The organism is Pseudomonas sp. Z4-7 (assembly GCF_051131965.1).
Classification (GTDB): Bacteria; Pseudomonadota; Gammaproteobacteria; order Pseudomonadales; family Pseudomonadaceae; genus Aquipseudomonas.
This window is the reverse complement of the sequence record NZ_CP071642.1, coordinates 3,320,370-3,332,708: the sequence shown is the minus strand read 5'-3', so window position 1 is coordinate 3,332,708 and position 12,339 is coordinate 3,320,370. Positions and strand designations below refer to the sequence as shown.

The 12,339-nt window shown below is 62.7% G+C and carries 10 protein-coding genes; 5 read left to right on the top strand and 5 right to left on the bottom strand.

Features of this window, described 5'->3' with window-relative positions:
• The first annotated feature begins 38 nt into the window (after window positions 1-38).
• From J3P91_RS15010 to nahK, 5 genes are all read left to right on the top strand, one after another.
• Complete coding sequence (locus J3P91_RS15010) at window positions 39-1,346, top strand: MFS transporter (protein ID WP_434574164.1); 1,308 nt, start codon at window positions 39-41, stop codon at window positions 1,344-1,346.
• Complete coding sequence (locus tag J3P91_RS15005) at window positions 1,343-2,617, top strand: glucarate dehydratase family protein (RefSeq protein WP_434600888.1); 1,275 nt, start codon at window positions 1,343-1,345, stop codon at window positions 2,615-2,617. The genes J3P91_RS15010 and J3P91_RS15005 overlap by 4 nt, the downstream gene beginning before the upstream one ends.
• Before the next feature lie 370 nt (window positions 2,618-2,987).
• Window positions 2,988-4,172 carry a porin gene (locus tag J3P91_RS15000; protein ID WP_434600887.1) on the top strand — a complete coding sequence of 395 codons (1,185 nt, stop codon included), beginning with the start codon at window positions 2,988-2,990 and terminating at the stop codon, window positions 4,170-4,172.
• 263 nt (window positions 4,173-4,435) lie between these two features.
• A complete protein-coding gene (gene nosP / locus J3P91_RS14995; RefSeq protein ID WP_434600886.1) occupies window positions 4,436-5,599 on the top strand; it encodes a nitric oxide-sensing protein NosP in 1,164 nt (387 codons plus the stop codon).
• Entirely contained in the window at window positions 5,529-8,171 is a 2,643-nt protein-coding gene (gene nahK, locus J3P91_RS14990; protein WP_434600885.1) for a hybrid sensor histidine kinase/response regulator NahK/ErcS', read from the top strand. Before nosP ends, nahK begins: the two co-directional genes overlap by 71 nt.
• 169 nt (window positions 8,172-8,340) lie before the next feature.
• Here nahK and J3P91_RS14985 read toward each other — a convergent pair whose 3' ends face one another.
• The 5 genes from J3P91_RS14985 to J3P91_RS14965 form a co-directional block, all read right to left on the bottom strand.
• Window positions 8,341-9,006, bottom strand: a complete 666-nt coding sequence (locus J3P91_RS14985) for a response regulator transcription factor (RefSeq protein ID WP_305500841.1) — start codon at window positions 9,004-9,006, stop codon at window positions 8,341-8,343.
• A gap of 53 nt (window positions 9,007-9,059) precedes the next feature.
• On the bottom strand, window positions 9,060-9,593 hold the full coding sequence (locus J3P91_RS14980; protein WP_434600884.1) for a PQQ-dependent catabolism-associated CXXCW motif protein: 534 nt from the start codon (window positions 9,591-9,593) through the stop codon (window positions 9,060-9,062).
• A 234-nt stretch (window positions 9,594-9,827) separates the two neighbouring features.
• Window positions 9,828-10,619, bottom strand: coding sequence for an ABC transporter permease (locus J3P91_RS14975; RefSeq protein WP_434600883.1), 792 nt, complete (start codon window positions 10,617-10,619; stop codon window positions 9,828-9,830).
• Window positions 10,616-11,347 carry an ABC transporter ATP-binding protein gene (locus J3P91_RS14970; protein WP_434600882.1) on the bottom strand — a complete coding sequence of 244 codons (732 nt, stop codon included), beginning with the start codon at window positions 11,345-11,347 and terminating at the stop codon, window positions 10,616-10,618. Before J3P91_RS14970 ends, J3P91_RS14975 begins: the two co-directional genes overlap by 4 nt.
• Window positions 11,344-12,318, bottom strand: a complete 975-nt coding sequence (locus J3P91_RS14965) for a YVTN family beta-propeller repeat protein (RefSeq protein WP_434600881.1) — start codon at window positions 12,316-12,318, stop codon at window positions 11,344-11,346. Before J3P91_RS14965 ends, J3P91_RS14970 begins: the two co-directional genes overlap by 4 nt.
• Window positions 12,319-12,339 lie beyond the last annotated feature (21 nt).

Here is a 12,339-nt window from a genome sequence, read left to right as displayed (position 1 = left end):
CCAAGGTCAAACGTCACGTCCTGCCGTTGGTGGTGGTGATGTTCATCGTCAACTACATCGACCGCGTCAACATCGGCTTCGTCCGCAGCCACCTGGAAACCGACCTGGGCATTGGCGCTGCAGCCTATGGCCTCGGTGCCGGGCTGTTCTTCATCGGCTACGCGCTGTTCGAGGTGCCGTCCAACATGCTCTTGCAGCGCTACGGCGCCCGGGCTTGGCTGACGCGCATCATGTTCACCTGGGGCGCGGCGGCCATGGCCATGGCGTTCGTGCGTGGCGAAACCAGTTTTTATGTGTTGCGCTTCATTCTGGGCGCGGCGGAGGCGGGCTTCTTCCCCGGCATCATCTATTACTTCACCCAATGGTTGCCGGCCAACGAGCGCGGCAAGGCGATGGCGATCTTCCTCAGCGGTTCGGCAATCGCCTCGGTGATTTCCGGGCCGGTATCCGGCGCCTTGCTGCACATCAGCGGGCTGGGCCTGCATGGCTGGCAATGGATGTTCCTGATCGAAGGCGGCGCGTCCATCGTGCTGTGCGGGTTTGTCTGGTTCTGGCTGCAATCGCACCCCAGCCAGGCCAAATGGCTGACGGCTGAAGAAAAAACCGTGTTGATCGCCGCCATCGCCGAAGAGCAGCGGGCGCGGGAAGCCGCCCAGGTCATCAAGCCTTCAATGTTCAAATTGCTCGCCGACCGGCAGATCGCGCTGTTCTGCTTCATCTATTTTTCCATTGCCCTGACCATTTATGGCGCCACGTTCTGGCTGCCGAGCATGATCAAGAAGATGGGCAACCTGGGGGATTTCCAGGTCGGCTTGCTCAACTCGATTCCGTGGATCATCTCCATCGTCGCGATGTATGGCTTTGCCGCCCTGGCCGGCAAGTGGAAGTTCCAGCAGGCCTGGGTCGCGGTGACGCTGGTGATCGCCGCGTTCGGCATGTTCATGTCCACCACCGGCGGGCCGATCTTTGCCTTCGTCGCCATCTGTTTCGCGGCCATCGGCTTCAAGGCCGCCTCGGCGCTGTTCTGGCCGATCCCCCAAGGCTATCTCGACGCCCGCATCGCGGCGGCGGTGATTGCCTTGATCAATTCCATCGGCAACCTCGGCGGCTTCGTCGCCCCGACGGCCTTCGGATTCCTGGAGCAGACCACCGGTTCCATCGAAGGCGGCCTGTATGGGTTGGCGATCACCTCGCTGGTTGCCGCCGTGGTGATCTTTTTCGCCCGGACCCAACCGGGGCGCGGCAAACCTGGCGCGCTGTCCGGCCAGCCTGAAAACCCGGTCGAAGCTGACCTGCTGAACAATTCTCAAGCCCTGAAACCTGGCCCATCGGGAGCCGCTGCATGAAGATCAAACGCGTTACCGTGACCCCCATCGCTTTTCGCGATCCACCTCTGCTCAACGCCAGCGGCATTCATGAGCCGTTCGCGCTGCGCTCGATCATCGAGATCGAAAGCGACAACGGTTACATCGGCCTCGGCGAGAGCTACGGCGATGCGCCGGCCCTGGCGATCCAGCAGCAGGTACAGAGCCAGTTGATCGGCCTCGATCCGTTCAATCTCAACCAGTTGCGCGCTATCGTCCAGGCCACCGTGGCTGCCCACAAACCGGCGAGCGTCGCCGGGGCGGAACTGGCGCCGGGCTCCCATGCGAGCAAGGCAGTGAGCAATGCCTATTCCGCTTTCGAAGTCGCTTGCCTGGACTTGCAGGCGCATTACCTGAATGTGCCGCTGGTGGATTTGCTGGGCGGTGCGATCCGCGACGAAGTGCCGTTCAGCGCCTACCTGTTTTTCAAGTACGCCGAGCATATCGACTCACCGTATCCCGCAGACAGTTGGGGCGAAGCGCTGAATGAGCAGCAGATCGTCGCCCAGGCCCGACGGATGATCGAGGAGTACGGTTTCAAGAGCATCAAGCTCAAGGCCGGGGCATTGGAGCCGGAGCATGAAGTGGCCTGCATCAAGGCCTTGAAACAGGCTTTTCCGGGATTGCCGCTGCGCATCGATCCCAATGGCAACTGGTCGCTGGAGACCTCTATCCGCATGGCCGAGCTGCTCGGTGATGACCTGCAATATTACGAGGACCCCACGCCCGGGCTCGAAGGGATGGCCGCGCTGCACAAGCGCACGGGCCTGCCGCTGGCGACCAACATGGTGGTCACCGACTTCGACGAGTTCCGCCGCAGCGTGGCGCAGGACAGCGTGCAGATTGTCCTGGCCGACCACCATTACTGGGGCGGGCTGCGCGATACCCAGTTGCTCGCGAAGATGTGCGAGACCTTTGGTCTGGGCGTGTCGATGCACTCCAACTCGCACCTGGGCATCAGCCTCATGGCCATGGCCCACGTGGCGGCTTCGGTGCCGAACCTGGATTACGCCTGCGATACCCATTACCCCTGGCAGGAACCGGATGAAGAAGTGATCAAGGGCGGCAAGGTGGCGTTTGTCGACGGCTGCGTGAAGATCACCCGGGCGCCGGGCCTTGGCCTGGAGCTGGACCGCGATCAACTGGGCAAGCTGCATGAGCAGTTCCTCAGTTGCGGCATTCGCCAGCGCGACGATGTGCGGCAGATGCGGCGTTATCGGCCGGACTGGACCACGGTCAAACCGCGGTTCTGATCCGAAGCCCATGGGCCTGCTGCGCAGGCCAGCGGGAGCAAGCTCCCTCGCCACAAGAGCAACATGGTGAGAAACCTGTGGGAGCGAGCTTGCTCGCGATAGCGGTGTATCAACCGACATCTATGTTGATGATCCGGCGCCATCGCGAGCAAGCTCGCTCCCACAGGGCCTGCTGTTGCCTTCTCGGGCAATACCGCTGGCCCCCACCCAAAGTACCGCGCCCGCCAGCCTCGCCGTCTTACACCCAAACTGCCGCGCCGTGCCGGCGCTGCCAAAGCAGCCGGTAATCCCCTCCAAGGCAGCGTATGACCCGCCCGGTTGCCTTTCGATAATCGCCTCCGACATCCCGTCCCCTGTTGCGGAGCGCGCCATGCACAACAATAAGAATACCTGCCTGCGTTTTTTGCCTGCGGTCATCGCCGGCCTGTCGAGCCTGGGCCTGACGCCCTGGGCGCAAGCCGAAATCATGTTGTACGACAAGGACCAGACCACTTTCTCCACCGATGGCTACATCAACGCTTTCTACGTCAACAGCGACGTGGACCGGGCCGGGGAGCAGTTCGACCGGCGCCAGTCGCGGGTCAAGATGGGCTTTTTGCCCAACTACCTGGGCTTCAACATGGGCAAGCAGGTCGATGACCTCAAGCTCGGCGCCCGCGCCTCGTTCTGGGTGACCATCAATGACAGCGAAACCAACGGCACCGACACCGTCATCGACGTGCGGCAGTTCTACGGCACCGTCGCCAATCCGGAGTGGGGCGAGGTGCTGATCGGCAAGGACTTCGGCCTGTTTGCTCGATCCAACATCCTGCTTGATGAGTTGCTCGCCGGTTACGGCCAGGTCAGCGACACCCTCGGCCTGGTGGACGGCGGCGGGGTGTCGTTCGGCAATATCGGCAGCGGCTACCCATACCCGTTCCCGACTTCGCAGATCACCTACCGTACTCCGGTGATGGACGGGTTGCGTGTGGCGGTGGGCATCATGGACCCGGTGGACACCAACGACAGCAGCGCCACCGGCAAGGCCTACCAGGAAAACCCGCGTACCGAGAGCGAGGTCACCTATCAGTTCGATCTCGGCGGCGCGAAGATCTACAGCTGGCTGAACGGCAGCTACCAGACCTCGGATAACACCGATACCCGTGTCGAATCGGTCACCTCAAAAGGCCTGGGTTATGGCGTGCAAGCGAAGATGGGCGGGCTCTCGCTCACCGGCTCCGGGTTCCAGGCCAAGGGCATCAACCCGTTTTTCACCAATAACGCCGGCGAGGCCACGCTGCGCAATGTCGATAGCAAGGGATATCTGCTGCAGGGTTCCTACAAGCTCGGCAAGAATCGCCTGGCGCTGTCCTACGGCAAGACCGAGGACGACGGCAACGGAGTGGTCGGCAGTGGCGCCGACTACGAGACTCGCGGTGTCGCGCTGTTTCATGACATCAACGACAACCTCAAGCTCGTCGCCGAATACAACCAGTTCGAAATCAACGGCCACGACACCAACGCGCAGAACGAAGACACCGACACCTTCGCGGTGGGGGCTGTGCTGACCTGGTAAGGCCGCACCGGCGTGGCGAGGGAGCTTGCTCCCGCTGGGGTGCGAAGCGGCCCCAAAAATCTGACTGAATGAGCCTGATATACCTCAATGCCAGTTCAAGTGGCTGCTGCGCAGCCCAGCGGGAGCAAGCTCCCTCACCACGGTTGCGAACAAATCCTCGGTTCTCCTCCCATGGAAGTGTCCACCCGCTACCCAAGTAGCATTCGTCCGCCGGGCGCGGGTTCGTACACTCAGGGCTCTATCACGCACCGTCGGAGGCGCAGATGCAGCAGGCCCAGAGCGAAGGTGTGGTCAGCGCCATGTCCCAGGCAACGGACGTCGAGCAAGTGGCCCAGGAATTGGCGCGACAGCTGTTGCACCCGTACCTGGGTTTCGTGCTGTTTTTCTGTTCCGCCGAATACAACTTGCCGGCCCTGGGCCAGGCGCTGTCACGCAGTTTCGGCGGGATTCGCCTGGTCGGTTGCACCAGCGCCGGGGAAATCACCCCGCAGGGCTACGGTCGCAACTGCGTGACGGCGGTGGGGTTCGATCATCGGCATTTTTCCATTGCCGCCGAGCTGATCGGCGAGATGGAGCACTTCAGCCTGATCGACGCCCAGCAGATGGTCGAGCGACTGGCCGGTGGCTGTCGCAGTAACGTTCTGGCGCCGATCAAGGGCCACAGTTTTGCCTTGACCTTGCTCGACGGCCTGTCCAGTCGCGAGGAAATGGTACTGGCCGCGTTGAGCGCAGCCTTGGGCGACATCCCGCATTTCGGTGGCTCGGCCGGCGATGACAATTACCTGACCCACACCCACGTCTACTTTGAAGGCCAGTTCCACAGCGGCGCCGCCGTGGTGGTGCTGATCAATACCTGGCTGGAGTTCGAGGTGTTCACCACCCATCACATCCTGCCTCGCCAGGAGAAGCTGGTGGTGACCGGCGCCGACAGCGCCTCGCGGCGGGTCTACGAGCTCAATGCCGAACCCGCCGCCGAAGAATACGCCCGGCATATCGGTGTGCCGGTCAGCGCGCTGGATTACCGGATCATTGCCGCCCACCCACTGGCCGTGCGCATCAACGATCAGTACTACGTGCGGGCGATCCAGCAAGTCCACTCGGACCTGAGCCTGAGTTTTTATTGCGCCGTAGAGAACGGCATCGTGCTCACGGCCATGCGCCCGGGGCCTCTGCTGCATAACCTGCAAGCGTTGTTTGACGGCTTGCAGGAGCGCCTGGGGGACCTGTTATTGACCATCGGCTGCGACTGCTTCCTCAGGCGCCTTGAGCTGGAAGACAGCGCTGGCCTGGAGCAGATCGGCCAGTTCCTGCGCGAACAAAGGGTGATGGGGTTCAACACCTATGGAGAACAGTTCAATGGCATGCACATCAACCAGACCTTCACCGGAGTTGCCATTGCCCGTCATCGCGTCCCCGGTCATCGCTGAACTGCAGGCACAGATCGCTGCCCTGCAACACGACAACCACAAGCTGCGGCGCATCAACGCGGCGCTGATCGAGCGAGTCGAATCCGGCGTGACCCGTGGCAGCGACCCGTACGCAGCGTTCCAGCATTCGGTGGTGCTGGCCGAACAGGTCCGCGAGCGCACCGACGCCTTGAACCAGGCGATGGCCGAGCTCAAGGCCGGCAACCATCTGCTGGGCGAAGCCCGGCTGCGCGCGGAAACCGCCCATCGCCATCTGATCGATGCGATCGAGAGCATTTCCGATGCGTTCGTGCTGTTCGACGAACAGCAACGCATTGTCCTCTTCAACAGCCGTTTCAAGGCGTTCTGGGCCCACAGCCGGGTGCGGATCATCGCGGGGATGCGCCTGGGCGAGGTCAAGCGCCTGATGACCGCCAATGGCCTGTTCAGCGAAGAAACCCGCGGCCAGCCCGATGAGCCGGTGCTGTACCGATTACAGAACGGCCGCTGGCTGCAGGTCAGCGAACGGCCGACCCAGGAGGGCGGGCGGGTGTTCCTGTTTACCGATATCACTGACGTCAAACTCAGCGAAACCGTACGCCGTGAGCAAGCCATCGCGCAGAAATCCCACTTGCTGCAGCGCGCGGTGGACAACCTGTCCCAGGGCGTAGCGATGGTCAATGCCCAGGGCGTACTGGAATTGTGGAACCGGCGCTTCCTGGAGCTCAGCGGCCTGGCGCCGGTGGCGGCTCATCGGCCATTCAACGAGGTGATCGCCGACAGTGAGCTGCAACTGCTGACGCCGGCCAGTCGCGACGGCAATGGCCGGTTGATCCAGGAGTGCGAACAGCGCCTGTCCGATGGCCGGGTCCTGGAGATCCGGACTCATCCGCTGCCGACCGGCGGCTACGTCAATACCTTCACTGACATTACCGAGCGCTACCAGCATGCCGAGGCACTGAGCGAAAGCGAGCGCTGGATCCGCTTGATCACAGATCACGTACCGGCACTGATCGCCTACCTCAACGCCGACCTGGTCTACGAATTCACCAACAAGGTCTATGAGCAGTGGTATTGCTGGCCGCGGGGCGTGATGCTCGGCCAAAGCCTGCGCGAAGCCCACAGCGAGCAGCATTACCAGCGCCTGGAAGCCTACGTGGCCCGAGCGTTGGCCGGGGAGAGCGTGACCTTTGAATTCGCCGAGACCAACATCAACAACCAGGAGCGCTACATGCTGCGCTCCTACGTGCCCAATCGGCTGGCCAATGGCGAGGTGGTGGGCATCTTCGTGCTGATCCGCGACATCACCGAACGTCGCCGCACCGCCGAGGCCCTGCATCAGGCCTACCAGAACCTGGAGCAGCGCGTGCAGGAGCGCACGGTCGAGCTGACCACGCTCAACGACCAGCTGTTACGCGAGATCGACGAGCGCAGCCGGGTCGAGCTGCGCCTGCGCGAAGCCAAGCGCGAGGCCGAGCGGGCCAACCTGTCGAAAACTAAATTTCTCGCCGCGGTCAGCCATGACCTGCTGCAACCGTTGAACGCGGCGCGGCTGTTCACCAGCGCCTTGCTCGAACGCCGCGAACCGGTGGCGAACGCCCAACTGGTGCGCAACGTCAGCAATTCGCTGCAGGACGTGGAAAACCTGTTGGGCACCCTGGTCGATATTTCCAAGCTGGATGCCGGGGTGATCAAGGCCGATGTGGCGCCGTTCGCCCTCAGTGAGCTGCTCGACACCCTGGCCGCCGAATACCTTCAGGTTGCGCGTAGCGAGGGCCTGGCGTTGCGCTTCGTGCCTTGTTCGGTGCTGGTGCGCAGCGACATTCAGTTGCTGGCGCGGATCTTGCGCAACCTGTTGAGCAACGCCATTCGCTACACTCCCAGCGGGCGGGTGGTCCTGGGTTGCCGGCGTCACGGTAACCGTGTCTCGATCGAAGTCTGGGATTCCGGTATCGGCATTGCCCAGGATCGGCTGGAGGAAATCTTCCAGGAGTTCAAGCGTGGGGACGTCCAGCGCCCTGACCAGGATCGCGGACTCGGCCTGGGATTGGCGATCGTCGAGAAGATCGCCGGGATTCTCGGGCATCCGATCAAGGTCCGCTCCTGGCCGGGCCAGGGCTCGGTGTTCGCCATCGAGGTGCCGCTCAGCGCTACCGCACCCAAGCCGCTGGCGTGCCTGGATATGAGCGAGCCGATGCTCGAACGCCTGCGTGGCGCGCGGGTCTGGGTGCTGGACAACGACGCGGCGATCTGTGCCGGCATGCGCACCTTGCTCGAAGGTTGGGGCTGCCGCGTGGTGACTGCACTGTCGGAACAGGACCTGGCACGCCAGGTGGACAATTACCGCGCCGAGGCGGATTTGCTGATTGCCGACTATCACCTGGACCACGATCAGAATGGCATGGACGCGGTGGCCCGGATCAACGCCTGCCGCACCTCACCGATCCCGGCCATGATGATCACGGCCAACTACAGCAACGAACTCAAGCAGCAGATCCGCGAGCGCGGGCACACGCTGATGCATAAGCCGGTGCGGCCGATGAAGCTGAAGATTGCGATGAGTCATTTGTTGGGCCAGGCAACCAGCCGTTGAGAAGAACCGCTTTTTGTGGCGAGGGAGCTTGCTCCCGCTGGGCTGCGCAGCAGCCCCCATCCATTCAACTCAACCAGACTGACACACCGCGTTCCCTGGGTTTGGGGCCGCTGCGCTGCCCAGCGGGAGCAAGCTCCCTCGCCACGGGCGATCTTCTCCAGGCCGCGGTTCAACGCCGCAGGTAAGCCCCGAAATCGATATCCCCCGCACTGAGAATCGCCTGCACCCGGTTATGCACGTTGAGCTTGCGCAGGATCGCCGAGACGTGGGCCTTGACCGTGGTTTCGGCGATGTCCAGCGTGTAGGCGATCTGCTTGTTCGACTCGCCTTTGGTCATGCGTTCGAGCACCAGCAGTTGCTTGCGGGTCAGGGCCTGGAGCAGTTCCGGCGGGAACGCCGGGGTCTCGTTCAGGCGCCGGCCCGTCGGGCTCTTCTGGGTGCGGATGATGTCTGGCGGCAGGTACACGTTGCCATTGAGGATCTGCTCGATGGCGTCGGTCATCTGCGCGCGCGGCGACGACTTGGTGATGAAACCCACCGCGCCATAGGTGATGGCCTGCAGGACGATCTGCTTGTCCTGCTCGGCGGACACGATCACCACCGGGATGGTCGGTGCCTCGTTGCGCAAGTTGATCAGGCCATTGAGGCCGTGCATGCCGGGCATGTTCAGGTCGAGCAGGATCAGGTCGAGGTCATCGTGTTCGCGAGTCAGCGCCAGGGCGCTGTCCAGGTCAGCGGTTTCCATCACCTCGCTCCCGGCGAAACCGTCGCTGATGACGTTGTGGATGGCTTCGCGAAACAGTGGGTGATCGTCGGCTATCAGGATTTTATACATGGCCATTCACCTCGTTATTGTCGTGTTGGGGCAGTTGCACGGCTCTCGGCCATTCAGGGCAAGGGTTCGGGGCGGGCCGCTTGCAGGGGCAGGTTGGCCGCCTCCCAGGCATCCAGGCCGTCGCGGTACCAATACAGATGTTTATAGCCCAAGGCGGCGGCGCGTTTTACCGCGTTCCAGCTCAACCAGCAATCGGAGCGGCAGTAAAAGACCAGCGGTTGATCGGCCTGGCCGGCGGTGGCTTTGCGCAGGTAAAACGTGAAGTAGTCCTGCCAGGTCGCGTCCAGTTCGCCGTCGCCGGTGTTGGCCAGCCACAAGCTGCCGGGCAGGTTGGCATGGGGTTCGGTGTCGATGAACCGGCCCTGGACCCAGGGCCGGCGGTAGACGTCGATCAGCACTGGCGCGGGCGTTTGCTTTAGCAGGCGCTGCAAGGCTTCGGTGTCGACGGTTTGCGCGCTGTCTGCGGAGGCGGGCGTCGGGCTGCGGTATTGAGTGATGCGAAAGCCCTGCGGGGAAAACAGCGAGGTGTCGGCCTGCGCGACATTCAGCGACAGGCCCAGCAAGACGATCGCGAGCAAACGGGGCATAGGTTTTATCCTTCTTGTTATGCGCCCATTACATGTCACGGTCGAGGTCTTGTGAATGCGACCATAGACAGGAAAACCGGTACTAAAGTAGTAATTTCCAACGGATGTACCCACCCAGACCCTGTGGGAGCGAGCTTGCTCGCGATAGCGGTTTATCAGTCAATGTCGTTATTGAATGAACCGTCGCTATCGCGAGCAAGCTCGCTCCCACAAGGGGTCGTGCGTATCGGCTGCTCAACTCGCCTTGCGTAATGCCGCATGCTGCGGATTGAACGTCCACACCGCCAGCAACGCAAACACCAGGCTCAGACCCACGCACACCGACATTGCCAGCAGGTTGAATTGCCCATACAGGGCGAAGCGCACCAGCTCCACGCCGTGGGTGAACGGGTTCACCGCGCACAGCCAGTACAACCACGGACTGGCCTCGAGCATTTTCCACAGCGGGTACAGCGCTGAAGACAGGAAAAACATCGGGAAGATGACGAAGTTCATCACCCCGGCGAAGTTCTCCAACTGGCGGATCGCATTGGACAGCAACAAGCCGAGGGCACTGAGCATCAAGGCCACCAGCAGCAACGCCGGAAGCGCCAGCAGCAGGCCCGTGGCCGGAGGCTGGACGCCATACAACCAGGCGATGGCGAGAAAGGCATAGACCTGCAACAGCGAGATCAGCGAAGTCGCGAGCAACTTGCTCGCCAACAGGAAGGCCCGGGGCAGGGGGCTGGTGAGCAGTACGCGCATGCTGCCCATTTCCCGGTCATAGACCATCGACAGTGAGCCCTGCATGCCGTTGAACAACAGGATCATGCAGGCCAGCCCCGGCACGATGTACACCTCATAAGGAATGTAGGTGTCGTAGGGCGCGATGATCGCAATGCCCAGGGCGGCCCGGAAGCCGGCGGCGAACACCAGCAACCATAACAACGGCCGTACCAGGGCACTGAGCAACCGCGTGCGTTGCAACACGAAGCGCAGCCATTCGCGCATCACGATGCCGCTGAAACATTGCCAATACGCATTCATGCGGCCACTCCCGAGTCGGTCAATCGATCGAAGGCCGAGCCGAGGCTGCCGCCATGTTCCAGGCTCACCGCCTCGGCGCGACCGCTGGCGACCAGCCGCCCCTGATGCACGATCAGCAAGTCATCGCGAGGCTGCACTTCGTCCAGCAGGTGCGTGGTCCAGAGCACGCTGATGCCCTGTTCGCGGCACAGTTGGCGGATATGCTCTCCAAGGGCCCGACGGCTGGCCGGATCGAGGCCGACACTCGGCTCATCGAGCAATAACAGGCGCGGCTCATGCAGCAGCGCGCGGGCAATTTCCACCCGGCGCCGATGCCCGCCGTTGAGGTTGCGCACCCGCTCGTGACGCCGTTCGGTCAGGTGCTGGCGAGCCAGTTCGAGCTCAATCCGGACGTCGGCCTGGCGCCGGGCAAAGCCGTGCAGCGCGAGGTGATAACGCAGGTTCTGTTCGACGCTCAGGTCCAGGTCCAGGGTGCTTTGCTGGAACACCACCCCCAACTGGCGCAAGGCCTGTCGCGCCGCGCCCTGCAACGAGTGGCCGCCGACCCGGATCTCGCCGCGTTGCACGTCGTACAGGCGCGTCAGCAAGGCAATCAGCGTCGACTTGCCGGCACCGTTGGGCCCGAGCAGCGCGGCGAAGCGTCCGGCGGGCAGGCTGAAACTGATCTGGCGCAGGGCTTCGCGCGCGCCGTAGGCGAAGCTCAGGTCGCTGACCTCCAAGACGTTCATGGCGTCACCACCACGCCCCACGGATAACGTCCGACTTTCACCGACTTGAGCGCCTTGCGGCTCTGCACGTCGATCACCGAGACATCGCCGCTGACGCCATTGGTTGCCAGCAGTTGCTTCTGGTCCGGGGTAAATGCCAACTGCCAGACCCGTCGACCCACCAGCAGGTAATCCAGCACTTCGAAGGTTTGCGCGTCGATCACCGCGACATGGTTGGCCGGGCCCAGGGCGACGAATGCCAGCTTGCCGTCGGCGCTGAGCTTGATGCCCACCGGTTGGACCTTGTCCGGGTGCACGCCCTTGATCTGGAAGGTCAGGGTCTTGAGTACCTGGCGGGTGGCGACGTCGAGAATGCTCAAGGTGCCGCCGATCTCGGCCGAGGCCCAGAGCTGCGTACCGTCGCGGTTGAATTCGACGAAGCGCGGCCGCTGGTCCACCAGGGTGTTGTCGGCCAATGTCTGGGTGCTGGTGTCGATCCAGTGCAGCATGTTGGTGGTCTCGCTGGTGTTGACGGCCCACTTGCCATCGGGACTGACGGCCATGCCTTCGGGCTCGACGCCCACAGCGATCTGGCCGAGTACTTCGGAGGTTTCGGTGTCGATCACCGTGACCAGGGCATCGTCTTCGTTGGAGACATAGAGCCAGCGATCGTTGGGATGCAGGGCGAACTGTTCGGGGTCCTTGCCGGAGGGCAACTCCTTGATGATCTTGCGGGTGGCAACGTCCATCACCTGGACGCGATCCGAATCGCTGGCGCAGATGTACAGCAGGCGATTGTCATGGGACAGCAGCAGACCCCGAGGGCGCTGGCCCACCGGCAGGGTGTCGACGACTTCCAGGCTGTGCATATCGATCAGGCTCAGGCTGTTGTCTTTCTCGTTGGAGACCCAGGCGATGGCGGCGACGGCAGGGCCCGCCGCGATCAACGCAGCGCCGAAGGCGAGGATCTGGCAAAGCAGGGAGCGGCGCATGGCGTTTTCCTTGTTGTTGTT